Source organism: Streptomyces sp. NBC_01471, from assembly GCF_041438865.1.
GTDB lineage: Bacteria > Actinomycetota > Actinomycetes > Streptomycetales > Streptomycetaceae > Streptomyces.
Genome location: NZ_CP109450.1, coordinates 6,805,130 through 6,829,050, shown reverse-complemented (window position 1 = coordinate 6,829,050; position 23,921 = coordinate 6,805,130). Strand labels below are relative to the sequence as shown.

Genomic DNA, 23,921 nt, shown 5'->3' with positions numbered 1-23,921 from the left:
GATGACAGCCAGGCTCCAGGTGGTCCGCGCGGGCGCCCTGACCACGGTGCAGGACGCCGGCCGCGCGGGATACGCCCATCTCGGCGTCCCCCGCGCGGGCGCCCTGGACGCCCCGGCCCGGGAGCTGGCCAACCGGCTGGCCGGCAACCCGCCGGACGCCGCCGTGCTGGAGACCACGCTCACCGGCTGCGCGGTCCGCCCCACCGAGGCGGTGACCGCGGTCGTCGGGGGCGCGCCCTGCCGGGTCACGGTCGACGGCCGGCCCGCGCCGTGGGGCGCACCGGTGCTGGTGCCCGCCGGTGCGGTGCTCGAAGCGCATCGGGCGCAGCACGGGGTGCGCAGCTATCTGGCGTTCGGGGGCGGTCTGTGCCCGGAGCCGGTACTGGGCAGCAGATCGGCGGACCTGCTGTCGGGTCTCGGCCCGGCCCCCCTGCGCGACGGCGACGCGCTCCCGCTCGGCGCACCGACGGGCCGCACCCCGGTTCCGGGCGCCGACACCGCACCGTGGCCCGGCATCCCCGGCTCCCTGGTCCTGCCGGTGCGGCCCGGCCCCCGCCACGACTGGTTCACACCGGCCGCGCTGCGCACGCTGGCGACGGCCGGGTACCGGGTGTCGCCGCACAGCAACCGCATCGGCCTGCGCACCGAGGGCCCCGCCCTGGAACGGGCCCGGCACGGCGAACTCCCCAGCGAGGGCGTCGTCCTGGGCTCGGTCCAGGTCCCGCCGGACGGCCGCCCGGTGATCTTCCTCAACGACCACCCGACGACCGGCGGCTACCCGGTGATCGGCGTCGTGCCGGAGCAGTCCCTGGCCGCGGCGGCGCAGGCGGCCCCGGGAACGGCACTGCGGTTCACCCTGCCGGCTCCTCTCAGCGGGTGACCATGAGCTTGCGGACGCCGTAGTTGGTGCCGGTGAAGTCCATCGGCACCTCCTCCAGAGGAGTGGCGAGCCTCAGGTCCGGGAAGCGCTTGAAGAGCTTGGGGAGGACACTCGTCAGTTCGGCCCGTGCGACGTTCTGGCCGAGGCAGGCGTGGACGCCGTAGCCGAAGCCCATATGACGCACCATCCTGCGGTCGATGTCGAGGACGTCGGGGTTCTCGAACGTGCGCGGGTCGCGGTTGGCCGCGTTCATGGCGACGACCACCAGCTCGCCCTTCTTGATCTGCGCGCCGCCGAGTTCCAGGTCCTCCTTGGCCACCCGCCCCAGCCCGAACTGGACGATCGTCAGGTAGCGCATCAGTTCCTCGACGGCGGTCCCGGTCTTCTCGGGGTGCTCGACCAGCTTCTGACGCTGCTCGGGATGGGTGAGCAGCGTCAGCGTGGAGAGACCCATCATCGCGGCCGTGGTGTCGTGGCCGGCGAACAGCAGCAGGACACCGAGACCAATCAACTGACGATCCGTCAGCACGGCGTCGGCGCCGTCGGCCCGGTTGATCAGCTCTGCGAGAATCCCCTCGGTGTCACCGGTGCGGCGCTTCTCGGCGACCAGGTCGGTGATGTACCCGACCAGCCAGTGCGCACCCGCGTCACGCTCCTCACGGCTGCGGCCCATGTCCATCATCGCCTCGGTGGCGTGGTGGAAACCGTCGCGGTCCTTGTAGGGAACGCCGAGGAGCTCGCAGATCACCAGGCAGGGAATCGGCAGGGCCATCGCTTCGATGAAGTCGAAGGTCTCCGGCCCGGCGGCGATGGCATCCAGGTGCTCGTCGATGATCCGGTCCAGGTACGGCTGGAGCTTGGTCCGTACGGCCTTGGGCGTGAAGCGTCCGGAGAGCAGCCTCCGGTAGGCGCCGTGCTCGGGCTCGTCCATGAACACGAAGCCCACGTCGAACGGAGAGTCCTCGCCGGCCTCCGCCACCTCGCCCTCGGGGGTGTCGTGCCGCCAGCGCTTCGCGCTCAGCCGCGGGTCGCTGAATACCTGGCTCCCCTCCTCGAAGCGGGTGGCGAGCCAGCCGGTCGAACCGTTGGGGAAACGGACCTTGACCAGGGGCTGGTCCTCGCGCAGCTGGGTGAACTCGGCGGGCGGGTCCAGGGGTTTGCCGGGTGCCCGGGTGACGGGCTGGTCGACGAGAGGCTCGGTCATGACGGCTCCTGGTGGGGGGTGTGGGCTTGGATGGCGGCGGTGACGCCGGCGTGGGTGGCGGTGCCGTTGCACCATCCGACGTAGACCGCCAGGTGGAGTGCGGCTTCCCGCAGTTGATCGGGGGTCAGCTCGTCGTTGACCAGGCCGCCGCCGGCGATGATCCGGATGAGTTCCTGGCGGCCGGTGGTGGCGGCCACGCCCAGAGTGAGCAGCCTGCGGTCCCGTACGGAGAGGCCGGGGCGGCTCCAGATCCGGGCGAAGAGATAGTCGACCGTCTCCTCCGTGAACGGCTCGCCCGTCTCCGGGACGGCCGAGCTGAATCCGGGCCCGTAGACCCGGTCCATCATGTCCAGACCGAAGCGGTGGAGGTCCTCCGCGGCCGGAGCAGGCTGTTCGCCCAGCCCCAGGGTCTGGTGGGCGCGAGCGCGGGCCACGTCGACGAGCGGCGCCTCCACGCCGAGCGACGCGGCCAACTCACGTGCGGCGTCGAGGTCCTTGGTCATCAGCGGCTCGATCTGCCGGCCGACAGCCCCGGGCAGCGCGCCGTCGGGCCCGCGCATGCGCAACAGCTGCAACAGGGTGTGGCCATCGGGATCGGCGGTGTCGATCACTTCGGCGAGCCGGTCCGGATCCACACCGGCGGCGCCGGCCAGGGCTGCGGCCTCGGAGACGCTGCGCCAGCTTCCGTAGGTGACGACATTGCGGGCGATCTTGGTGGCCATACCGGCTCCGGGAGGACCGCAGTGGACGACCTTCCTGGCCCAGTCCTCCAGCACCGGCATCGCCGCCTCCACGGTGGGCTGTTCACCGCCGAGGATGGCGACCATGCCGTTCTCGGCGGCCCGGTCGCCAGGTGTCACCCCGCAGTCCAGGAACCCGACACCGTGCTCGGCGCACAGGCCGGCCAGCTCGTGGACGACCGGCAGCGCGACGGTGGCGAGCAGCACGATCGTCAGACCCGGCCGGGCGGCCGACAGCAGTCCGTGCTCGCCACCGATCACGTCCCGGGCCTGACCGGCGTCGACGACGGCGACCATCACCACGTCGCTGGCCGCGGCCACTTCGGCCGGGGAGTCCAGCGGATCCGGCACGCCGGCCAGGTGGGCCGAGGCGTCGGGCCTGATGTCGTGGACCGAGAGCGCCCGGCCCCGGCGCGCCAGGCTGACGGCCACTCCGCCGCCGATCATTCCGAGGCCCACCACACCGGCCCTGAGGTCCTTGCTGTCCGTCATGCGACTGACCTTTCGTCCAGAGCGGCCGTCTCGGCGACCAGTGCGCGGTAACCGCGGGTCGCACGCGGCATGTTCACACCGACGACGCCGCGGACCCGTCCGCCGTCGGCGTACAGCGCGACCAGCTTGCGGTCCTCCGGGGCGCCCTCCACGATCCGTACGGTGTCCGTTCCACGGGTCCGGCCGTAGATCTGGAGCCTGAGCCCGTACTGGTCCGACCAGACGTAGGGGACCGGGTCGAAGGGAACGGCCCGGCCGGGCCCGGCAAGGATGTTGCGGGCCACGGCGATGCCCTGCTCGGCGGCGTTCGTCCGGTGTTCGATCCGGATCCGGCTGCCGGTGCGCGGATGCGGCCAGTTGGCGACGTCACCCGCGGCCCACACGCCCGATCCGGCGTACAGGGTGGCGTCGCACTCGACACCGTCCCCGAGCGGGACACCGCTTCCGGCGAGCCAGCCGACGTTGGGTACGGCTCCGACGGCGACCAGCACCGCGTCCGCATCGAGGACTCTGCCGTCGGTCAGCCGTACACCGGTGGCGCGGCCGTGATCGGCCAGTACGGTGCCGGCCCTTGTCCCGGACACGATCCGTACGCCGTGCTCCACGTGGACCCCGGCCAGCATCCCGCCCAGGACGGGGCCCAGTACGTCGCCGAGCGGCAGCGCCGCGTCCGTCACCATCGTGACCTCGGCACCGGCCCCGCGGGCGACCGCGGCTGCCTCCGCGCCCAGGAAGCCCGCCCCGACGACGACCAGGCGAACTCCGGGGCGCAGCTCGGCGCGGAACCCGAGGGCGTCCTCCAGGGTGCGCAGTACGTGCACTCCGGCGACTCCCCGGGTACCGGCGAGCCACCGGGCGGCCGCCCCGGTGGCCACCACCAGTGCGTCGTAACCGACCGCGCCGCCCCGGTCCAGGCGGACCTCCCGGCTGCGGGTGTCCAGGGCCACCGCCTTGGTACCGAGACGCAGGTCGAGGCCGAGTGCCTCGATGGCCGCTGCGCCGCGGAGCCCGAGCCGGTCGCTCCCCCACTCGCCGGTCAGCAGCTGCTTGGACAACGGCGGCCGGTCGTAGGGCAGATGGGGCTCGTCCCCGATCAGGGTGAGACCGCCCGCGTAGCCCTCGCGCCGCAGTCCCTCCACGACGCCCAGCCCGGCCGCCGATGCGCCGACCACCGCGATCCGTGCGGGCGGCGGCGCGTTCACGGCCGTACGTCGATCGCGGCCGCAGGGCAGACCTGGGCGGCCCTGCGCACGTTCTCGTACTCCTCGGCAGGCGGATCGGCATCGAGCAGGACCACGACGCCGTCGTCGTCACGCTGGTCGAAGACCTCGGGAGCGGCGAGCACGCACTGGCCTGCCCCGCAGCACTTGTCGAAGTCGAGGGAAATCTCCATGTCACAACCTCCGTCGAGCTCTCGGGGAGAGCCACGCGGGTGGGGGGATACGGGCAGACAGAAAATGCTTGCCCCAGTCACCTAACTAAGTTCAGTAACGGACGTTAGACCCCCGTGCCGGTCACCGTCAATCGGTTCGCCGGGAGCCAAGCCGCTTGATTCGGCGCGGTGTTACCCCTGGTCAGAATCTCCGTGGCCGCCCAGGCCCGACTGTATGGCCCTGATGTGCCGGGAGGCCGGGGTCTCGGGGACCGGAGCGCGTGGGGCACTGTCCGGGGCTCTGTCGGGAACCAGGGAGTCGAGCAGCCCGTCCGCGACGTCCAGGATGAGGGTTTCCATCGGCTCGGTGGAGAGAAGGGCGTGGGACAGCGCGATGTTTCCGTGCAGTCCGGCCCACAGGGTGTGCGCGGTCTGTGCGACCGGCAGGGTCGGCGCATAGCCCTCGTCCACACAGCGGCCGCATGCCTCGCGCAGGCTCGACGACACCCGGCGGGAGGGATGGCGGCCGATGCGGGTCGCGGCCACCGCCGGTTGCGGGATCTCGAACATCAGCCGGTAGTGGCCGGGGTTGTCCAGAGCGAAGCCGCAGTACGCCCGCATCTGCGCACGCAGCCGGTTCCGTGCGTCCTGCGGGTCGGCGGCGGCGTCGGCCGCCTGCATGCGGCCGGCGAGGTCGGCGTACTTGTCCTCCAGGGCCGCCCACACCAGCTCGGCCTTGTCGGCGAAGTGCAGATAGATGCTGGGAGCCGCGACGCCGACCTCACGGGCCACCGCTCGAATCGTGAGTTTGTCGATGCCGCCCCAGTCGTCCAGCAGGCGGCCGACCGCGTCCAGGATGTCCCTGCGCAGCTGCTCGCCCTGCCCGCGGCGGCTGCGGACCCGCCCTGGCCCCGCGCCGCCGGGAACGGACCGTGTTGCCATGAGTTGGTTCGACCTCTCCCTCGGAACAGAGCCTGGGGGTCCGGCGCTGGTGAGGCCGTCCGCCCGCAGAGCCGGTCCCCTCCCCGATCCGGCCGACTCGGGGGAACGGCACAGCAGGGGGATACGGCACAGCGGGGATACGGCGCAGCCGGAAGACCGTACAGCCGGAATACCTCACAGCACTGCCCGGCGCCTCCGGTGGAGGAGCCGGGCAGTGCTGCTGCATCAGGAACGGCGGCTGCTAGAGCCCCGCGGCCTTCCGCAGTGCGTCCACGCGGTCGGTGCGCTCCCAGGTGAAGTCCGGCAGCTCGCGGCCGAAGTGGCCGTACGCGGCGGTCTGGGCGTAGATCGGGCGCAGCAGGTCCAGGTCGCGGATGATCGCGGCCGGGCGGAGGTCGAAGACGTCCGTGATCGCGTGCTCGATCTTCTCGACGTCGGTGGCGGCGGTACCGAAGGTCTCCACGAACAGGCCCACCGGCTCGGCCTTGCCGATCGCGTACGCGACCTGGACCTCGCAGCGGGTGGCGAGGCCCGCGGCCACCACGTTCTTGGCGACCCAGCGCATGGCGTACGCCGCGGAGCGGTCCACCTTCGACGGGTCCTTGCCCGAGAAGGCGCCGCCGCCGTGCCGGGCCATGCCGCCGTACGTGTCGATGATGATCTTGCGGCCGGTCAGGCCGGCGTCGCCCATCGGGCCGCCGATCTCGAACCGTCCGGTGGGGTTGACCAGCAGCCGGTAGCCCTCGGTGTCCAGCTTGATGCCGTCGTCGATCAGCTGCTTGAGCACGTGCTCGACGACGAACTCGCGGATGTCGGGGGCGAGCAGCGAGTCCAGGTCGATGTCGCTCGCGTGCTGCGAGGAGACCACGACCGTGTCCAGCCGGAGCGCCTTGTCGCCGTCGTACTCGATGGTGACCTGGGTCTTGCCGTCGGGGCGCAGGTACGGGATGGTCCCGTTCTTGCGGACCTCGGAGAGGCGGCGCGAGAGCCGGTGTGCCAGGTGGATGGGCAGCGGCATCAGCTCGGGCGTCTCGTCGCAGGCGTAGCCGAACATCAGACCCTGGTCGCCGGCGCCCTGCTTGTCGAGGTCGTCCTCCTCGGTGCCGGCAGCGGCCACCCGCTTCTCGTACGCGGTGTCGACGCCCTGGGCGATGTCCGGGGACTGCGCGCCGATGGACACCGACACGCCGCAGGAGGCGCCGTCGAAGCCCTTCTTCGAGGAGTCGTAGCCGATTTCGAGGATCTTGTCGCGCACGAGCTGCGCGATCGGGGCGTACGCCTTGGTGGTGACCTCGCCGGCCACGTGCACCTGGCCCGTGGTGATCAGGGTCTCCACGGCGACACGGGAAGCGGGGTCCTCCCGCAGAAGCGCGTCGAGAATCGTGTCGCTGATCTGGTCAGCGATCTTGTCGGGGTGGCCCTCGGTGACAGATTCCGAGGTGAACAGACGACGGGACACAACGCTCCCTGGGGTTGCAGCGGCTGCTGGCTGATCATTGGTGGAGTGGCCGGGGGCTGCGCCCGACTCATTCCGTGACCAGTTTATCGGTCACCTCCGGTCAACGGGGCACGTGTCTCGCTTTGTGGGAGCCGTGTGACCTGAGGCACTGCACCGGCGGTATGGCCTGATGGCCGCCGAAATGGGGTGGAAAGCGGCTTCCACCAGCTCCCTCCGGCCCGGCGGATGTCACCAGATTTTCATCCGAAGCGCGGTACCACCAGATCCCAGACCGTATCGGCAAGGGCTTCCTTGGAGCCGTACGGCACGGAGGTCTCCTCACCCCCGGCGGCGAGGACGACCGCCTCGTTCTCCTCGGAGCCGAAGGTCTTGTGCTCCCCGACCTCGTTGACGACGAGGAGATCGCAGCCCTTGCGCCGCAGCTTGTGGCGCCCGTTGGAGAGCACGTCGTCGGTCTCGGCCGCGAAACCGACCACGACCTGTCCGGGCGTGGCGCGCTCCGCGGAGATCTCGGCGAGGATGTCCGGATTGCGGACCAGGGTGATCGGTGCGGGCTCCTGGCCGTCCCGCTTCTTGATCTTGCCCTGGGCGTAGGCCGCGGGCCGGAAGTCGGCCACGGCTGCCGCCATGACCACCGCGTCGGCGTCGGCCGCGGCCTTCAGCACGGCCTCCCGAAGCTGCACCGCCGTGCCCACGTGCACCACATCGGCCCCGGCCGGGGCGGGCAGTCCGGTGTTGGCCTCGATCAGCGTCACCCGGGCGCCGCGTGCGACGGCCGTGCGGGCCAGGGCGTACCCCTGCTTGCCCGATGAGCGGTTCCCCAGGTAGCGGACCGGGTCGAGCGGCTCCCGGGTGCCGCCCGCGCTGACGACCACATGGCGGCCCGCCAGGTCCGGCTCCGCGGTCCCGCGGTTGAGCACCCGGCGGCAGGTCTCGAAGATCTCGCCGGGGTCGGGGAGCCTGCCCTTGCCGGTGTCCACACCGGTGAGGCGCCCGACAGCGGGTTCGATGACGACGGCACCGCGGCGGCGCAGCGTCGCCACGTTCTCCCGGGTGGCCGGGTGCTCCCACATCTCGGTGTGCATCGCCGGGGCGAAGACCACCGGACATCTCGCGGTGAGGAGCGTGTTGGTCAGCAGGTCGTCGGCGAGCCCGTGGGCGGCCTTCGCGAGCAGGTCGGCGGTGGCGGGGGCGACCAGCACCAGATCCGCATCCTGTCCGATCCGCACGTGCGGAACCTCGTGGACGTCGGACCAGACCTCGGTGGACACGGGGTGCCCGGAGAGCGCCGACCACGTCGCGGCGCCGACGAAGTGCAGCGCGGAACCGGTCGGCACGACCCGTACGTCATGGCCGGACTCGGTCAGCCTGCGCAGTACCTCGCACGCCTTGTACGCGGCGATGCCTCCGCTGACCCCCAGAACGACCTTCGGCTTCTCCGCCACGTCCACGTCTCCCCGGCTTCCGGCTCCGCATTCGGATTCGTACACCCCCATGCTGCATCACCCGCGGGGCAGCACTCCGGGGGACCCCGGGAAACACTCCGGGCCCGGCAGCTGTGCTGCCGGGCCCGGAGTGAAAGAACTCACTGTCTGCGTTACTGCGCGGGGCCTTCGATGGCCTCGGAGGTCAGCAGACCCGCGTTGATCTCGCGGAGCGCGATCGAGAGGGGCTTCTCGTGGACGTGAGTGTCCACCAGCGGACCGACGTACTCCAGCAGGCCTTCGCCCAGCTGCGAGTAGTACGCGTTGATCTGGCGCGCACGCTTGGCGGCGTAGATCACAAGGCTGTACTTGGAGTCGGTTGCCTCGAGCAGCTCATCAATCGGCGGGTTGATGATGCCCTCGGGCGTGGTGATGGAAGAGGACACTCTCTGCCTTCCGATGGAGTGAAAATCAAAGAACTTTGACCAAGGCTAGCAGCTCGCGGGCCACGTCCTCGACGGAGGTATTGACAAGAGTCGTGTCGAACTCCGACTCGGCGGCCAGTTCGATCTTCGCGGCCGCCAGCCTGCGTTCGATGACATCGGGCGGTTCGGTCCCGCGCCCGGTGAGCCGGCGGACCAGCTCGTCCCAGCCCGGCGGTGCCAGGAAGACCAGCTGGGCCTCGGGCATCGATTCCCGTACGAGCCGGGCGCCCTGGAGATCGATCTCCAGGAGCACCGGCTCCCCCGCCTCCAGGCGGTCCAGGACGGCCCGGCGCGGGGTGCCGTACCGATTGCCCGCGAATTCGGCCCACTCGAGCAGCTCACCGTTGGCGATGAGCTTGTCGAACTCCTCGTCGCCCACGAAGAAGTAATGGACGCCGTGGCGCTCACCGGGGCGCGGCTTGCGGGTCGTCGCCGACACCGAGAGCCAGACCTCGGGGTGAACCTTGCGCATATGGGCGACGACCGTGCTCTTGCCGACCCCGGAGGGGCCGGAGAGCACGGTCAACCGCGGATGGGGGTCCGGGGGTACGGGGGTCGTCCCCCGGGGTGTTGCAGCCATGCGGCGATTATTCCAGCTTCCCGGGGGTGCCCGGGACGTCAGGCAGCGCCGCCACCGAACTCGCGCTCCAAAGAGGCGATCTGATTGGAGCCGAGACCGCGCACTCGGCGGCTCTCGGAGATGCCGAGCCGCTCCATGATCTGCTTGGCGCGGACCTTGCCCACACCGGGCAGGGACTCAAGGAGGGCGGAGACCTTCATCTTCCCGATGACGCCGTTCTCCTGGCCCTGCTTGATGACCTCGTGCAGGGAGGCGCCGGAGTGCTTGAGTCGATTCTTGACCTCGGCCCGCTCCCGGCGAGCCGCGGCGGCCTTTTCGAGCGCGGCTGCGCGCTGTTCAGGGGTAAGGGGCGGAAGAGCCACGCCTACGTCACCTCGGATGTCGAACTGTCGGATACGGACCGGTGAGGAACCTGATCGCCCCACACCTGCGAAGCGACGAGCAACAGAATTGCGCGTCGGCTCTCGACGGAGACTAGCGGCCAGGGCCGCTCCAGTCAGCGAGAACAGACGAAAAGTCCTGGTCAGCCTTGGCCGGAGGGGATATTTAGGGCATAACACCCCGGTTTTCGGCCCACCGGACGGGAACTGGCTGATTCTGACCGTCCGACCCCGGGTTTCCGGCTCTGTCCGGCCCCGGACCTCGCTGATCGGCCGGACACTCGCTACCCGGCGACCGCCGTACGGACTTCGTCGGCGAAGCGGGCGGCCGAATCGCGCAGGGCCGTGGCGTCCGGCCCGTGGCGCAGGACTCCCCGGCTGACGCTCGGCACCACGTTGCCGACCGCGGAACCGAACACCCGGGGCAGGTCCGCGGGCGTCGCGCCCTGGGCGCCGATACCGGGGGCGAGCAGCGGGCCGTTGATGTCCAGGCGTACCCCCGGGTCACCGAGCGTCGCACCGACGACGGCGCCCACCGAGCCGAGCGGGTCGGCGCCCTCGTTCTCGGCCGCCATGTGGTCGAGCATCAGCCGGGCGAGCGGCCGGCCGTCGGGCGTCGTGGCCCGCTGGACCTCGGCGCCCTCCGGGTTGGAGGTCAGCGCGAGGACGAAGACGCCGGCGCCACTGAGCACCGCGGCGTCCAGGGCCGGGCGCAGCGAGCCGAACCCGAGGTACGGCGAGAGGGTCACCGCGTCCGAGAAGAGCGGCGATTCAGGGTCCAGGTAGGTCGCGGCGTAGGCCCCCATGGTCGAGCCGATGTCGCCGCGTTTGGCGTCCATCAGCACCAGGGCCCCCGCCGAACGCGCCTCGGCGACGGCCTTCTCCAGGACGGCGATGCCGCGCGAGCCGAACCGCTCGAAGAACGCGGACTGCGGCTTGAGCACCGCCACCCGGTCGGCCAGCGCCTCCACGACCGTACGGGTGAAGCGCTCCAGACCGGCGATGTCGTCGCCGAGGCCCCAGGCGGTCAGCAGGGAGGCGTGCGGGTCGATGCCCACGCAGAGCGGCCCGCGGGTGTCCATGGCCCGGCGCAGCCGGGTGCCGAACGGTTCGAGTGGCTGCTGGGGCGTCATCGGACGGCCTTCTTCCGGGTGTCGGCGCCGACGGCTTCGGCGAGCGTGGCGTACGGGCTGTCGCGCAGCCGGGCCGCGAGGCCCTGGTGGATCGCGCGGGCCCAGAACGGGCCCTGGTAGATGAAGGCGCTGTAGCCCTGGACCAGCGTGGCCCCTGCCAGGATCCGCTGCCAGGCGTCCTCGGCGGTCTCGATGCCGCCGACCCCGATCAGGGTGAGGTCGCCGCCGACGCGCGCGTGCAGACGGCGCAGGACCTCCAGGGAGCGTTCCTTGAGCGGTGCGCCGGAGAGACCGCCGGTCTCCCCGGTGAGCGCCGGGGCCGACCGCAGGCCGAGACCGTCGCGGGCGATGGTGGTGTTGGTGGCGATGATGCCGTCCAGACCCAGTTCGACCGCCAGGTCGGCGACGGCGTCCACGTCCTCGTCGGCGAGGTCGGGGGCGATCTTCACCAGGAGCGGGACCCGCCGCCCGGTGACGCTGCGGTCGGCCGCCTCGCGCACGGCGGTCAGCAGCGGGCGCAGCGCTTCGGTGGCCTGGAGGTTCCGCAGCCCCGGGGTGTTCGGCGACGACACGTTGACGACGAGGTAGTCCGCGTGGCGGGCCAGCCGCTCGGTCGACGTGACGTAGTCGCCGGCGGCTTCCTCCTCGGGGACGACCTTGGTCTTGCCGATGTTGACGCCGACGGTGGTCCTGAAGACGGGGTTGCGGGCCGCCAGACGGGCCGCCACGGCCGCGGAGCCCTCGTTGTTGAAGCCCATGCGGTTGATGAGCGCGCGGTCCGCCACCAGGCGGAAGAGCCGCTTCCTGGGGTTGCCGGGCTGCGGCTGCGCGGTGACGGTGCCGATCTCGACGTGGTCGAAGCCGAGCATGGTCATGCCGTCGATGGCGACCGCGTTCTTGTCGAAGCCGGCGGCGAGGCCGAAGGGGCCGTGCATCCGCAGGCCGAAGGCCTCCGTACGCAGTTCCCTGTGGCGGGGCGCGAGCGCGGCGGCGGCGAACGTGCGCAGCACCGGGATCCGCGCCGCGGTGCGGATCCAGCCGAAGGCCAGGTGGTGGGCGCGCTCGGGGTCCATCCGCTTGAAGACCAGGTCGAAGAAGAGTTTGTACATCCGGCTTTCCTCATGACGAGCCCCCGGGCGGGAACTCACGAACGGGGGTCAGGGACGGGGGCTCGCGAAGAGGGGGACACCGTTTCCGGTGTCCCCCTCGTGGGCTGCTAGACCTCGCGTGCGGCGGTCAGATGGCGTGCGTGTTCCTGGAGGGAGCGGACGCCGACGTCGCCGCCGTTGAGCGCGTCGATGCCCTGGACGGCCGCGGCGAGGGCCTGGACCGTGGTGAGGCAGGGCACCGAGCGGGCCACGGCCGCGGTGCGGATCTCGTACCCGTCGAGCCGGCCGCCGGTGCCGTACGGGGTGTTGACGATGAGGTCGACCTCGCCGTCGTGGATGAGCTGGACGATGGTCCGCTCACCGCCGGGGCCCTCGCCCTCGCTGAGCTTGCGGACCACGGTGGCGTTGATGCCGTTGCGGCGCAGCACCTCGGCGGTGCCGGAGGTGGCGAGCAGCTCGAAGCCGTGCGCGACCAGCTCGCGGGCCGGGAAGATCATCGAGCGCTTGTCCCGGTTGGCGACCGAGATGAAGGCGCGGCCCTTGGTGGGCAGCGGCCCGTAGGCGCCGGCCTGCGACTTGGCGTACGCGGTGCCGAAGACCGAGTCGATGCCCATGACCTCGCCGGTGGAGCGCATCTCCGGGCCGAGGACGGTGTCGACGCCGCGTCCGTGCATGTCGCGGAAGCGCGACCACGGCATCACGGCCTCCTTGACGGAGATCGGCGCGTCCTGCGGCAGGGTGCCGCCGTCGCCGGTCGCCGGGAGCATGCCCTCGGCGCGCAGTTCGGCGACGGTCGCGCCGAGCGAGATGCGGGCGGCTGCCTTGGCCAGCGGGACCGCGGTGGCCTTCGAGGTGAAGGGGACCGTGCGGGAGGCGCGCGGGTTGGCCTCCAGGACGTAGAGGATGTCGCCGGCCAGCGCGAACTGGATGTTGATCAGTCCGCGGACACCGACCCCCTTGGCGATCGCCTCGGTGGAGATCCGCAGCCGCTTGATGTCGAAGCCGCCGAGGGTGATCGGGGGCAGCGCGCAGGCGGAGTCGCCGGAGTGGATCCCGGCCTCCTCGATGTGCTCCATGACGCCGCCGAGGTAGAGCTCGGTGCCGTCGTAGAGCGCGTCCACGTCGATCTCGATCGCGTCGTCGAGGAAGCGGTCGACCAGCACCGGGCGGGTGGGGCTGATCTCGGTGGACTCCGCGATGTACGCGGCGAGCCGGGTCTCGTCGTAGACGATCTCCATGCCGCGGCCGCCCAGCACGTACGAGGGGCGGACCAGGACCGGGTAGCCGATCTCGTCGGCGATGGCCTTGGCCTCGTCGAAGGTGGTGGCGGTGCCGTGCTTGGGGGCGGGCAGCCCGGCCTCGGCGAGGACCCGGCCGAAGGCGCCGCGGTCCTCGGCGGCGTGGATCGCCTCCGGGGGTGTGCCGACGACCGGCACACCGTTGTCCTTGAGCGCCTGCGCCAGACCCAGCGGGGTCTGGCCGCCGAGCTGGACGACGACACCGGCGACGGGCCCGGCCAGCGTCTCGGCGTGCACGATCTCCAGGACGTCCTCCAGGGTGAGCGGCTCGAAGTAGAGCCGGTCGGAGGTGTCGTAGTCGGTGGAGACGGTCTCGGGGTTGCAGTTGACCATCACGGTCTCGTAGCCCGCGTCGCTCAGCGCGAAGGAGGCGTGGACGCAGGAGTAGTCGAACTCGATGCCCTGGCCGATGCGGTTGGGACCCGAACCGAGGATGATCACGGCGGGCTTCTCGCGGGGTGCGACCTCGCTCTCCTCGTCGTACGAGGAGTAGAAGTACGGGGTCTTCGCGGCGAACTCGGCGGCGCAGGTGTCGACCGTCTTGTAGACCGGGCGCACACCCAGCGCGTGCCGCACCTCGCGGACGACGTCCTCGCGCAGGCCCCGGATCCCGGCGATCTGGGCGTCGGAGAAGCCGTGCCGCTTGGCGTCGGCGAGGAGCTGGGGGTCCAGCTTCTCGGCGGCGGCGAGCTCGTCGGCGTGCTCCAGGATCAGGAACAGCTGGTCGACGAACCACGGGTCGATCTTCGTCGCGTCGAAGACCTCCTCCGGGGTCGCGCCGGCCCGCATGGCCTGCATGACGGTGTTGATCCGGCCGTCGGTGGGGATCTTGGCGGTCTCCAGCAGCTCGGCCTTGTCACCGGGCTCGCCCACGAAGGTGAACTGCGAGCCCTTCTTCTCCAGCGAGCGCAGCGCCTTGTTGAGGGCCTCGGAGAAGTTCCGGCCGATCGCCATGGCCTCGCCCACCGACTTCATGGTGGTGGTGAGGGTGGCGTCGGCGGCCGGGAACTTCTCGAAGGCGAATCGAGGCACCTTCACGACGACGTAGTCGAGCGTCGGCTCGAAGGACGCCGGGGTCTTCTCCGTGATGTCGTTGGGGATCTCGTCCAGCGTGTACCCGACGGCGAGCCGGGCGGCGATCTTCGCGATCGGGAATCCGGTCGCCTTGGACGCCAGCGCGGACGAGCGCGAGACCCGCGGGTTCATCTCGATGACGATGATCCGGCCGTCGTCGGGGTTGACGGCGAACTGGATGTTGCAGCCGCCGGTGTCGACGCCCACCTCGCGGATGATCGCGATACCGATGTCGCGCAGCCGCTGGTACTCGCGGTCGGTCAGCGTCATCGCCGGGGCGACGGTGATCGAGTCACCGGTGTGCACGCCCATCGGGTCGAAGTTCTCGATGGAGCAGACGACCACGACGTTGTCGTTCTTGTCGCGCATCAGCTCCAGCTCGTACTCCTTCCAGCCTAGGATGGACTCCTCCAGGAGCACCTCGGTGGTCGGCGAGAGCATCAGGCCCTGGCCGGCGATCCGGCGCAGCTCCTCCTCGTTGTGCGCGAAGCCGGAACCGGCGCCGCCCATGGTGAAGGAGGGGCGCACGACGACGGGGTAGCCGCCGAGAGTGTCCACTCCGGCGATGATGTCTTCCATCGAGTGGCAGATGACCGAGCGGGCGGATTCGCCGTAACCGATCTTGGCCTTGACGGCCTCGACGACGCCCTTGAAGAGCTCGCGGTCCTCACCCTTGTTGATCGCCTCGACGTTGGCGCCGATCAGCTCGACGCCGTACTTCTCCAGGACACCGTTCTCATGCATGGAGATGGCGGTGTTGAGCGCGGTCTGCCCGCCGAGGGTCGGCAGCAGGGTGTCCGGGCGCTCCTTCGCGATGATCTTCTCGACGAACTCCGGGGTGATCGGCTCGACGTAGGTGGCGTCGGCGATCTCCGGGTCGGTCATGATCGTGGCCGGGTTGGAGTTGACCAGGATGACCCGCAGGCCCTCGGCCTTGAGCACCCGGCAGGCCTGGGTCCCCGAGTAGTCGAACTCGGCGGCCTGGCCGATCACGATCGGCCCGGACCCGATGACCAGGACGGACTGGATATCGGAGCGCTTAGGCACGCTGGGCCTCCATCAGGGCTGTGTTCATCAAAGACGTGAAGCGGTCGAAGAGGTACGCGGCGTCGTGCGGGCCCGCTGCTGCTTCGGGGTGGTACTGGACGCTGAAGGCCGGCTGGTCGAGCAGCTGGAGACCCTCGACCACGTTGTCGTTGAGGCAGACGTGGGAGACCTCGGCGCGGCCGTACGGCGTGTCGGAGACCTGGTCGAGGGGGGCGTCGACGGCGAAGCCGTGGTTGTGCGCCGTGACCTCGACCTTGCCGGTCGTACGGTCCTGCACGGGCTGGTTGATCCCCCGGTGGCCGTACTTGAGCTTGTAGGTGCCGAACCCCAGCGAGCGGCCGAGCAGCTGGTTGCCGAAGCAGATGCCGAAGAGCGGGGTCTTCCGCTCCAGAACGGCCTTGATGACCGTCAGGTCGGCGGTGGCGGGGTCGCCGGGGCCGTTCGAGAGGAACACTCCGTCGGGGGCGACCGCGTACACGTCGTCGACGGTGGCGGTCGCGGGCAGGACGTGCACCTCGATGCCGCGCTCGGCCATCCGGTGCGGGGTCATGCCCTTGATGCCGAGGTCGATGGCGGCGACGGTGAACTTCTTCTCGCCGACCGCCGGGACCACGTAGGTCTCGGTGGTGGCGACCTCGGCGGAGAGGTCGGCGCCGTTCATCTCGGGTGCCTGCCGGACCTTGGCGAGGAGCATGCCCTCGTCGGCGACCGCGTTGCCGGAGAAGATGCCGACGCGCATCGCGCCGCGCTCGCGCAGATGGCGGGTGAGGGCGCGGGTGTCGACACCGCTGATGCCGACGATGCCCTGCGCCACCAGCTCGTCGTCCAGGGAGCGGCGTGAGCGCCAGTTCGACGGGATACGGGCGGGGTCGCGTACGACATATCCGGCGACCCAGATCTTCGCGGACTCGTCGTCCTCGTCGTTGACGCCGGTGTTGCCCACGTGCGGGGCCGTCATCACGACGACCTGGCGGTGGTAGGAGGGGTCGGTGAGGGTTTCCTGGTAGCCGGTCATCCCGGTGTTGAACACCGCTTCACCGAAGGTCTCCCCGGTGGCCCCGTAGGAGCGGCCGCGGAAGCACCGGCCGTCCTCCAGGACGAGTACGGCGGGAGATGCCGCTTTCCTCTCCGGGGCGTTCCCCGGGCTGGAGATCGTCATCGTGCGGTGCCTTCCGTCGTGATCGGGTGGTGCGTGGTGCTGGTGGTGCTGTCAGCGGTGCGGGCGCTCGCCGGGGTGGTTCCGGCGGGGGCGTCCGCCGGGTGGCTCATGGCGTTGACCGCCTCGACCCAGGAGGCGTGCTGCGCCGCCCGGTCGGAGCGGAAGCCGGAGTCGATCAGCTTGTCGCCGTGCTGCCAGGTGATGATCAGCAGGCCGCCCTCGGCGAGGACCTTCCCCGCGATGCCCTTGTCCAGCCGGGCCTCGCGGAGCCGCGCCGCCGGGATGAAGAAGTCGCTCGCCCCGGGGCGTACGACATCCACACCCGCGTCCGTGAGCGTCACCTCGGCCTTGCTGCGGGTGCCCAGGCCGTGCGCGACGATCCGGTCGAGCCACTGCCCGGCGGTGGTCGAGCCGTGGTAGCGGCCGCTCATCTCCAGTCTGGCCGCGCCGGGGGCGTCCGGCGCGGTGGGCAGCTCGGGCAGGTCGCCCTGGAGGGTGCCCCGCCACTTCCAGCCCTCGCGCATCAGCCAGTAGACGAGCGCGACGAAGAGCAGCAGGCCCACGATCCAGCCGATGCGGCCCGACCAGTCGGTGACGTCCGCCGACTTCTGCTGCGCCGCCAGATGAAGATGTGCGGGGTGAAGATTGATGAGAGGTGTCACGCCAGCTTCCCGTCCACGACCGTTGCCCTGCCCCGCAGGAAGGTGTGGGTGACGCGTCCCGGCAGCTCACGGCCCTCGTACGGGGTGTTGCGGCTGCGGGAGGCGAAGCCCGCGGGGTCCACCTCACCACGGTAAGCCGCGTCGACCAGTGTGAGGTTCGCGGGCTCACCGGCCGCGATCGGGCGGCCGTGGCCGGCCAGGCGTCCGATGGCCGCGGGCCGGAAGGACATCCGGTCGGCGACGGTCTCCCAGTCGACGAGCCCGGTGTCGACCATCGTCTGCTGGACGACGGAGAGCGCGGTCTCCAGCCCCACCATGCCCATGGCGGCCGCGGCCCACTCGCAGTCCTTGTCCTCGTGCGGGTGCGGGGCGTGGTCGGTGGCGACGCAGTCGATCGTGCCGTCGGCGAGCGCCTCGCGCAGGGCCAGCACATCGGCCTCGGTGCGCAGCGGTGGGTTGACCTTGTAGACGGGGTTGTACGTGCGGACCAGCTCGTCGGTGAGCAGGAGGTGGTGCGGGGTCACCTCGGCGGTGACGTTCCAGCCCTTGGACTTGGCCCAGCGGACGAGTTCCACGGAACCGGCTGTCGACAGGTGACAGATGTGCACCCGGGAGCCGACGTGGGCGGCGAGCAGCACATCGCGGGCGATGATCGACTCCTCGGCGACGGCGGGCCAGCCGCCGAGACCCAGTTCGGAGGAGACGACGCCCTCGTTCATCTGGGCGCCCTCGGTGAGCCGGGGCTCCTGGGCGTGCTGGGCCACGACGCCGTCGAAGGCCTTCACGTACTCCAGGGCGCGGCGCATGATCACGGCGTCGTCCACGCACTTGCCGTCGTCGGAGAAGACCCGGACGCCTGCGGCCGAGTCGTGCATCGCACCGAGTTCGGCGAGCTGCTTGCCCGCCAGGCCGACGGTGACGGCGCCGATGGGCTGCACGTCGCAGTAGCCGGACTCCTTGCCCAGCCGCCAGACCTGCTCCACGACGCCGGCGGTGTCCGCGACCGGGAAGGTGTTGGCCATGGCGTGGACGGCGGTGAATCCGCCGACGGCGGCGGCCTTGGTGCCGGTGAGCACGGTCTCGGAGTCCTCACGGCCCGGCTCGCGGAGGTGGGTGTGCAGGTCGACCAGGCCGGGCAGCAGGACGCGGCCGTCGGCCTCGATGACCTCGGCGCCGTCGGCGGACAGGCCTGGGCCCACCGCTTCGATGGTCTCGCCGTCGATCAGGACGTCCTGCGGCTCGCCGCCGAGCACCTTCGCACCACGGATCAGGGTCTTGCTCATGGTTACTTGCTCTCCTCGGTACGGGAAGTCGTGGCGGGCTCGGAGCCGCCCAGCAGCAGATAGAGGACGGCCATCCGGATCGAGACGCCGTTGGCGACCTGCTCCACTGCGGTGCAGCGGTCGGAGTCGGCGACGTCGGCGGTGATCTCCATCCCCCGGTTCATCGGTCCGGGGTGCATCACGATGGAGTCGCCGGGCATCCGGGCCATGCGGTCGCCGTCCAGGCCGTAGCGGCGCGAGTACTCGCGTTCGGTGGGGAAGAAGGCCGCGTTCATCCGCTCGCGCTGGACGCGCAGCATCATGACGGCGTCGGAGTCGGGCAGCACCCGGTCGAGGTCGTACGAGACCTCACAGGGCCAGTGCTCGACGCCGATCGGCACCAGGGTGGGCGGCGCGACCAGCGTCACCCGGGCGCCGAGGGTGTGCAGCAGATGGACGTTGGACCGGGCGACCCTGCTGTGCAGCACGTCACCGACGATGGTGATGCGGCGGCCTTCGAGGTCGTGCCCGATACCGGCGTCGGCGCCGACCAGCCTGCGGCGCATGGTGAACGCGTCGAGGAGCGCCTGAGTCGGGTGCTCGTGGGTGCCGTCGCCCGCGTTGACGACCGCGCCGTCGATCCAGCCCGATGTGGCGAGCCGGTACGGGGCCCCGGAGGAGCCGTGCCGGATGACGACGGCGTCGGCGCCCATCGCCTCCAGGGTCAGCGCGGTGTCCTTGAGGGACTCGCCCTTGGAGACCGACGAACCCTTGGCGGAGAAGTTGATGACGTCGGCGGAGAGGCGCTTGGCGGCGGCCTCGAACGAGATGCGGGTCCGGGTCGAGTCCTCGAAGAAGAGGTTGACGACGGTACGGCCGCGCAGGGTCGGAAGCTTCTTGACCGGCCGGTCGGCGACCCGGGCCATCTCCTCGGCGGTGTCGAGGATCAGGACGGCGTCGTCGCGGGTGAGATCGGCGGCCGAGATGAGGTGGCGCTTCATCTGGGTGTGCTCCATGTTCGCGGGGGGTCGCGGAGGTCGCAGCGGATTCGGGCATGGCAGGCGGGCGGGCACAGCTCTGCGGCCCGGGTCGCGGGCCGTACGGAAGAGGAGCTAGCGGCCGCCGGCCGGGGCGGTCCGCTCGGTGCCGAGCAGGACCGTGTCGCGGCCGTCCTCCTCGGCGAGCTGGACCTTGACCGTCTCCCGCAGCGACGTGGGGAGGTTCTTGCCGACGTAATCGGCACGGATCGGGAGTTCGCGGTGGCCACGGTCGACGAGGACGGCGAGCTGCACGGCGCGCGGGCGGCCGATGTCGCCCAGCGCGTCCAGCGCGGCGCGGATCGTACGGCCGGAGAAGAGCACGTCGTCGACGAGGACCACCAGACGTCCGTCGACGCCGTCCGCGGGGATGTCGGTGCGGGCCAGCGCGCGGGCGGGCCGCATGCGCAGGTCGTCGCGGTACATGGTGATGTCCAGGGAACCGACCGGGATCGTGCGGCCGGTGATCTCCTCGAGCTTCGCTGCGAGCCTGCGGGCCAGGAACACACCGCGGGTCGGGATGCCGAGGAGCACGACGTCTTCGGCGCCCTTGGCGCGTTCGACGATCTCGTGAGCGATACGGGTCAGTACCCGTGCGATGTCCGGGGCCTCAAGAACGGGGCGCGCATCGGAATTCGCACTGATCGGGTCGGCATGGCCTGAATCGGTACGGCCCGAATCGGCACTGCTGGAACGTGCACTGCTGGTGTCCATATGAAACGGACCTCCTTCTCCGCCTCACGGGACGGACCTTAAAGGACGTCGGAATTACAGAAGCCACCCTACCAGGGGCCCGTTGGGCGCTCCCGCCCCAGGTCCGGGGCGGTCCGGACCATTCGGCTTGACGCATCCAAGTAACGCTGCGTAACCTCACAGTGAGTTACCAGCCGCGCGGCGGAGCCGCAGGTCATCTCAGCGTCCGGGGAGCCATATGTCCAGCGAATACGCAAAACAGCTCGGAGCCAAGCTCCGTGCCATCCGCACCCAGCAGGGCCTTTCCCTCCACGGTGTCGAGGAGAAGTCCCAGGGCCGGTGGAAGGCCGTGGTGGTCGGTTCGTACGAGCGTGGCGACCGCGCCGTGACCGTCCAGCGCCTCGCCGAGCTGGCGGACTTCTACGGTGTGCCGGTGCAGGAGCTGCTGCCGGGCACGACGCCGGGCGGAGCGGCCGAGCCGCCGCCGAAGCTCGTCCTGGACCTGGAGCGCCTCGCCCACGTCCCGCCGGAGAAGGCCGGGCCGCTCCAGCGTTACGCGGCCACGATCCAGAGCCAGCGCGGCGACTACAACGGCAAGGTGCTGTCGATCCGCCAGGACGACCTGCGCACACTCGCCGTCATCTACGACCAGTCCCCCTCGGTGCTCACCGAGCAGCTCATCAGCTGGGGTGTGCTGGACGCGGACGCACGTCGCGCGGTGGCACACGACGAGGGCTGAGCCTCTCGCGGATTGTTCAACAGAAGAAACGTCTCGTCCGAAGGGCGGCCCCGCATATGCCGGTGGCCGCCCTTCGGGTTTCCGGCTCCCGGCGGTGGCCGGCCGTCAGGACCCAGCCGCCCGGTAGAGGCGGCCGACCAGTTCGGGCAGCAGCCGTTCGGCGAGCTTCGGCGGCAGCGCCTGGAGCACCGCGAGGACGGGCGCCATCCGTTCGGGCAGCTCCCCCCGCTCACCCACTCCGGCGAAGGCGAGCGCCAGCGCCGCTTCCCCGGGGCCCAGGGTCTCCGGGTCGAGTGCCCCGGCCGCCGCGATGACGGCGGGGTCGGCCCCGGCGGGCCCGGTGACCGCGGCCGCGGCGACCGCGTCGGCCAGTGCGTCGAGCAGCTTCCGTACGGTCTCCTCCCCCGCCATCGCGGCCGTCACGGTGAGGTGCAGATTGGCGGGTGAGCCCGCGAAAGCCGGCTGCGGCTGCACGTACCAGCCGAGACGGCGCATCTCGTCCGCCACCACGAACGGGTCGATGCCCGGCCGGTCGGCGGCGACCGAGAGCAGCGAGGAGTCCGGGCTGCCGAGCACCCGGAGGCCGTCGATGTCCCCGATCCCCGCCACGAGCCCGGTCACCGCCCGGTGGACGCGCAGCGACAGCTCCGTGTACCCGTCGGTGCCGATCCGTTCCAGCACCGCCCAGGCCGCAGCCAGCGGCCCGGCCGGTTTGGTGCCCTGGAGGGTGGTGTTGAGGACCGGGTAGCCGGGCCACGAGGCGTGCGCGAACCAGCCGTGCCTGCGGAGTCCGGCGTCCCGGAACAGCAGGACGGACGCTCCCTTGGGCGTGTACCCGTACTTGTGGAGGTCGACCGAGAGCGAGGTGACTCCGGGGACGGCGAGGTCGAACGGCGGCAGGGCCGGCGCGGAGGCGCCGAGCCGCAGATGCCCCAGGTACCAGCCGCCGATGCAGGCGTCGACGTGACAGAGCACGCCGCGCCCGGCCGCCGCCGCGGCGGTTTCCGCGACCGGGTCGATCACCCCGTGGGCGTACGAGGGCGCGGAGACCACCACCAGGGCGGTGCGGTCGGAGAGGGCTGCCGCCACGTCGGTGGCGCGCACCCGGAAGGTCAGGGGGTCCACCGGGACCACCACGGTCCTGAGTCCGAAGAGCGCGGCGCCCTTGTGGAAGGCCGCGTGCGCGGTCTCAGGCAGCACCAGTTCGGGTTCGGTGACGCCACGGGTGCGCAGCGCGTGTTCGCGTGCGGTCAGGACGGCGAGCAGGCAGCTCTCCGTTCCGCCGCTGGTGAAGGTCCCCGCGGTGTGCGGGCCGCCGCCGAGCAGCCGGGCGGCGCGCCCCACGATGTCGTTCTCCAGCGACACCACACTGGGGAAGGCCGTCATGTCGAGGCCGTTGACGCCCGCGAACGCGGCGGCCGCCGCGTTGGCCAGCTCCTCGACGCCGGGCAGTCCTGAGTCGTAGACGTACGCCAGGGTGCGTCCGCCCCTGACGGGGAGATCGGCCGCGCGCAGGGCGCCGAGCCGTTCGAGGATGCGCCGGTCGGCGGACGACGCGTCCGGGCCTGGCCCCGCGGGCCCTGGCTCGCCGGTCGGTCTGCCTTCGCTGGTCCGTTCACCGGGGTCGGCCATGCGCGCAACCTAGGGCACGGGCCGCGGAACGCACCAGGCCCGGAGCAGAAGATTGTTCATCTTCCGCTCCGGGCCTGGGTGAGCAGGACCCGGTCCGTGAGACCTAGTCGCGGCGCAGGCTCGGCTTGAGGTCCTTGAAGCGGCCGAGCAGACCGTTGATGAAGGCCGGTGACTCGTCGGTGGAGAACTCCTTGGCGAGCTGCACCGCCTCGTCCATCACGACCGCGTCCGGAGTGCCGTCGACCCACACCAGCTCATGGGCGCTGAGCCTGATGATGTTGCGGTCGACGACCGGCATCCGGTCGAGGGTCCAGCCCACCGCGTAGGTGGCGATGAGTTCGTCGATACGGTCCGCGTGCTCCGCGTACCCCTCGACGAGCTCCATCGTGTACTCACTGACCGGGGGCTGCCGGTCGTCGGTCCGGGCGTGACGGATCCAGTCCGCGAGGACCGTCTGCACGGACGCCGCGCGCTGGTCGGCCTCGAAGAGGATCTGGAAGGCGCGCTTGCGCGCCGTGTTCCGGGCAGCCACGGTTAGCTGTTCACCCGGCCGAGATAATCACCGGATCGCGTGTCGACCTTGATCTTCTCGCCGGTCGTGATGAACAGCGGGACACCGATCTCGTAACCGGTCTCCAGGGTGGCGGGCTTGGTGCCACCGGTGGAACGGTCGCCCTGGACACCCGGGTCGGTGTGCTGGATCGTCAGCTCGACCGCTGCCGGGAGCTCGACGTAGAGCACCTCGCCCTCGTACTGGGCGACGGAGGCGGTGAAGCCCTCGATGAGGAAGTTGGCCGCGTCACCGACCGACTTGCGGTCGACCATCAGCTGGTCGTACGTGTCCATGTCCATGAACACGAAGTACTCGCCGTCCATGTACGAGAACTGCATGTCGCGCCGGTCAATGGTGGCCGTCTCGACCTTCACACCGGCGTTGAACGTCTTGTCGACGACCTTGCCGGAAAGCACGTTCTTGAGCTTGGTGCGCACGAAAGCCGGGCCCTTGCCGGGCTTGACGTGCTGGAACTCGACGACGGACCAGAGCTGGCCCCCGTCGAGCTTGAGCACCAGGCCGTTCTTGAGGTCGTTCGTGGAAGCCACGGTTGAGGTTCTCCTGG

Annotated in this window: 23 protein-coding genes; 2 read left to right on the top strand and 21 right to left on the bottom strand. The window is 70.8% G+C overall.

Annotated elements, in window-relative coordinates; translation table 11 throughout:
• Position 1: 1 nt before the first annotated feature.
• Positions 2-880: a biotin-dependent carboxyltransferase family protein gene (locus OG285_RS30665; protein WP_356829827.1), complete on the top strand. Its 879-nt coding sequence runs from the start codon at positions 2-4 to the stop codon at positions 878-880.
• Here the strand turns inward: OG285_RS30665 and OG285_RS30660 are convergent.
• The 18 genes from OG285_RS30660 to pyrR all read right to left on the bottom strand — a co-directional run bounded on the left by OG285_RS30660 (position 870) and on the right by pyrR (position 20,453).
• The gene (locus OG285_RS30660; protein WP_356829279.1) at positions 870-2,084 is read right to left on the bottom strand and encodes a cytochrome P450; all 1,215 of its coding nucleotides are present in this window, start codon (positions 2,082-2,084) and stop codon (positions 870-872) included. The two genes, OG285_RS30665 and OG285_RS30660, sit on opposite strands and share 11 nt — an antisense overlap.
• Positions 2,081-3,316, bottom strand: coding sequence for an NAD(P)-binding domain-containing protein (locus OG285_RS30655; protein ID WP_371792777.1), 1,236 nt, complete (start codon positions 3,314-3,316; stop codon positions 2,081-2,083). The genes OG285_RS30660 and OG285_RS30655 overlap by 4 nt, the downstream gene beginning before the upstream one ends.
• Entirely contained in the window at positions 3,313-4,518 is a 1,206-nt protein-coding gene (locus OG285_RS30650) for an FAD-dependent oxidoreductase (protein WP_356829283.1), read from the bottom strand. Before OG285_RS30650 ends, OG285_RS30655 begins: the two co-directional genes overlap by 4 nt.
• Positions 4,515-4,709 carry a ferredoxin gene (locus OG285_RS30645; protein ID WP_356829285.1) on the bottom strand — a complete coding sequence of 65 codons (195 nt, stop codon included), beginning with the start codon at positions 4,707-4,709 and terminating at the stop codon, positions 4,515-4,517. Before OG285_RS30645 ends, OG285_RS30650 begins: the two co-directional genes overlap by 4 nt.
• Before the next feature lie 171 nt (positions 4,710-4,880).
• On the bottom strand, positions 4,881-5,630 hold the full coding sequence (locus OG285_RS30640) for a TetR/AcrR family transcriptional regulator (RefSeq protein WP_356829287.1): 750 nt from the start codon (positions 5,628-5,630) through the stop codon (positions 4,881-4,883).
• Positions 5,631-5,871: 241 nt separating this feature from the next.
• On the bottom strand, positions 5,872-7,089 hold the full coding sequence (metK, locus tag OG285_RS30635) for a methionine adenosyltransferase (protein ID WP_356829289.1): 1,218 nt from the start codon (positions 7,087-7,089) through the stop codon (positions 5,872-5,874).
• 239 nt (positions 7,090-7,328) lie between these two features.
• Positions 7,329-8,585: a bifunctional phosphopantothenoylcysteine decarboxylase/phosphopantothenate--cysteine ligase CoaBC gene (coaBC, locus tag OG285_RS30630; protein ID WP_371792776.1), complete on the bottom strand. Its 1,257-nt coding sequence runs from the start codon at positions 8,583-8,585 to the stop codon at positions 7,329-7,331.
• Between the two features lie 101 nt (positions 8,586-8,686).
• The gene (gene rpoZ / locus OG285_RS30625; RefSeq protein ID WP_003970369.1) at positions 8,687-8,959 is read right to left on the bottom strand and encodes a DNA-directed RNA polymerase subunit omega; all 273 of its coding nucleotides are present in this window, start codon (positions 8,957-8,959) and stop codon (positions 8,687-8,689) included.
• A 25-nt stretch (positions 8,960-8,984) separates the two neighbouring features.
• On the bottom strand, positions 8,985-9,578 hold the full coding sequence (gene gmk / locus OG285_RS30620; RefSeq protein ID WP_356829293.1) for a guanylate kinase: 594 nt from the start codon (positions 9,576-9,578) through the stop codon (positions 8,985-8,987).
• Positions 9,579-9,616: 38 nt separating this feature from the next.
• The gene (locus OG285_RS30615; protein ID WP_266858973.1) at positions 9,617-9,940 is read right to left on the bottom strand and encodes an integration host factor; all 324 of its coding nucleotides are present in this window, start codon (positions 9,938-9,940) and stop codon (positions 9,617-9,619) included.
• Positions 9,941-10,242: 302 nt separating this feature from the next.
• The gene (gene pyrF / locus OG285_RS30610) at positions 10,243-11,091 is read right to left on the bottom strand and encodes an orotidine-5'-phosphate decarboxylase (protein ID WP_356829295.1); all 849 of its coding nucleotides are present in this window, start codon (positions 11,089-11,091) and stop codon (positions 10,243-10,245) included.
• A complete protein-coding gene (locus OG285_RS30605; RefSeq protein ID WP_371792775.1) occupies positions 11,088-12,200 on the bottom strand; it encodes a quinone-dependent dihydroorotate dehydrogenase in 1,113 nt (370 codons plus the stop codon). The genes pyrF and OG285_RS30605 overlap by 4 nt, the downstream gene beginning before the upstream one ends.
• Positions 12,201-12,307: 107 nt before the next feature.
• On the bottom strand, positions 12,308-15,619 hold the full coding sequence (carB, locus tag OG285_RS30600) for a carbamoyl-phosphate synthase large subunit (RefSeq protein ID WP_371792774.1): 3,312 nt from the start codon (positions 15,617-15,619) through the stop codon (positions 12,308-12,310).
• Positions 15,612-16,778 carry a glutamine-hydrolyzing carbamoyl-phosphate synthase small subunit gene (gene carA / locus OG285_RS30595; RefSeq protein WP_356829301.1) on the bottom strand — a complete coding sequence of 389 codons (1,167 nt, stop codon included), beginning with the start codon at positions 16,776-16,778 and terminating at the stop codon, positions 15,612-15,614. Before carA ends, carB begins: the two co-directional genes overlap by 8 nt.
• Positions 16,775-17,440 carry a hypothetical protein gene (locus OG285_RS30590; RefSeq protein WP_371792773.1) on the bottom strand — a complete coding sequence of 222 codons (666 nt, stop codon included), beginning with the start codon at positions 17,438-17,440 and terminating at the stop codon, positions 16,775-16,777. The genes carA and OG285_RS30590 overlap by 4 nt, the downstream gene beginning before the upstream one ends.
• Entirely contained in the window at positions 17,437-18,723 is a 1,287-nt protein-coding gene (locus tag OG285_RS30585) for a dihydroorotase (RefSeq protein WP_356829305.1), read from the bottom strand. Before OG285_RS30585 ends, OG285_RS30590 begins: the two co-directional genes overlap by 4 nt.
• A 2-nt stretch (positions 18,724-18,725) precedes the next feature.
• Positions 18,726-19,703: an aspartate carbamoyltransferase catalytic subunit gene (locus tag OG285_RS30580; RefSeq protein WP_356829307.1), complete on the bottom strand. Its 978-nt coding sequence runs from the start codon at positions 19,701-19,703 to the stop codon at positions 18,726-18,728.
• Positions 19,704-19,814: 111 nt separating this feature from the next.
• On the bottom strand, positions 19,815-20,453 hold the full coding sequence (gene pyrR, locus OG285_RS30575) for a bifunctional pyr operon transcriptional regulator/uracil phosphoribosyltransferase PyrR (protein WP_356829309.1): 639 nt from the start codon (positions 20,451-20,453) through the stop codon (positions 19,815-19,817).
• Positions 20,454-20,670: 217 nt separating this feature from the next.
• Between pyrR and bldD the strand changes: the two genes are divergently transcribed.
• On the top strand, positions 20,671-21,171 hold the full coding sequence (gene bldD / locus OG285_RS30570) for a transcriptional regulator BldD (protein ID WP_014157378.1): 501 nt from the start codon (positions 20,671-20,673) through the stop codon (positions 21,169-21,171).
• A gap of 105 nt (positions 21,172-21,276) precedes the next feature.
• On the opposite strand, the gene OG285_RS30565 is transcribed toward bldD, so the two are convergent.
• From OG285_RS30565 to efp, 3 genes are all read right to left on the bottom strand, one after another.
• Positions 21,277-22,803, bottom strand: a complete 1,527-nt coding sequence (locus OG285_RS30565; protein ID WP_356829311.1) for an aminotransferase class V-fold PLP-dependent enzyme — start codon at positions 22,801-22,803, stop codon at positions 21,277-21,279.
• A gap of 103 nt (positions 22,804-22,906) precedes the next feature.
• Positions 22,907-23,335 (bottom strand): transcription antitermination factor NusB, encoded by a 429-nt coding sequence (nusB, locus tag OG285_RS30560; RefSeq protein WP_356829313.1) that lies wholly within the window; start codon positions 23,333-23,335, stop codon positions 22,907-22,909.
• A gap of 2 nt (positions 23,336-23,337) precedes the next feature.
• The gene (efp, locus tag OG285_RS30555; RefSeq protein ID WP_164264558.1) at positions 23,338-23,904 is read right to left on the bottom strand and encodes an elongation factor P; all 567 of its coding nucleotides are present in this window, start codon (positions 23,902-23,904) and stop codon (positions 23,338-23,340) included.
• Positions 23,905-23,921: the final 17 nt, after the last annotated feature.

Coding starts and splice junctions, on each gene's coding strand:
- OG285_RS30665 (WP_356829827.1), top strand. CDS start 2: ATGACAGCCAGGCTCCAGGTGGTCCGCGCGGGCGCCCTGACCACGGTG.
- OG285_RS30660 (WP_356829279.1), bottom strand. CDS start 2,084: ATGACCGAGCCTCTCGTCGACCAGCCCGTCACCCGGGCACCCGGCAAA.
- OG285_RS30655 (WP_371792777.1), bottom strand. CDS start 3,316: ATGACGGACAGCAAGGACCTCAGGGCCGGTGTGGTGGGCCTCGGAATG.
- OG285_RS30645 (WP_356829285.1), bottom strand. CDS start 4,709: ATGGAGATTTCCCTCGACTTCGACAAGTGCTGCGGGGCAGGCCAGTGC.
- OG285_RS30640 (WP_356829287.1), bottom strand. CDS start 5,630: ATGGCAACACGGTCCGTTCCCGGCGGCGCGGGGCCAGGGCGGGTCCGC.
- coaBC (WP_371792776.1), bottom strand. CDS start 8,585: ATGGGGGTGTACGAATCCGAATGCGGAGCCGGAAGCCGGGGAGACGTG.
- gmk (WP_356829293.1), bottom strand. CDS start 9,578: ATGGCTGCAACACCCCGGGGGACGACCCCCGTACCCCCGGACCCCCAT.
- pyrF (WP_356829295.1), bottom strand. CDS start 11,091: ATGACGCCCCAGCAGCCACTCGAACCGTTCGGCACCCGGCTGCGCCGG.
- OG285_RS30605 (WP_371792775.1), bottom strand. CDS start 12,200: ATGTACAAACTCTTCTTCGACCTGGTCTTCAAGCGGATGGACCCCGAG.
- carA (WP_356829301.1), bottom strand. CDS start 16,778: ATGACGATCTCCAGCCCGGGGAACGCCCCGGAGAGGAAAGCGGCATCT.
- OG285_RS30585 (WP_356829305.1), bottom strand. CDS start 18,723: ATGAGCAAGACCCTGATCCGTGGTGCGAAGGTGCTCGGCGGCGAGCCG.
- OG285_RS30580 (WP_356829307.1), bottom strand. CDS start 19,703: ATGAAGCGCCACCTCATCTCGGCCGCCGATCTCACCCGCGACGACGCC.
- pyrR (WP_356829309.1), bottom strand. CDS start 20,453: ATGGACACCAGCAGTGCACGTTCCAGCAGTGCCGATTCGGGCCGTACC.
- bldD (WP_014157378.1), top strand. CDS start 20,671: ATGTCCAGCGAATACGCAAAACAGCTCGGAGCCAAGCTCCGTGCCATC.
- OG285_RS30565 (WP_356829311.1), bottom strand. CDS start 22,803: ATGGCCGACCCCGGTGAACGGACCAGCGAAGGCAGACCGACCGGCGAG.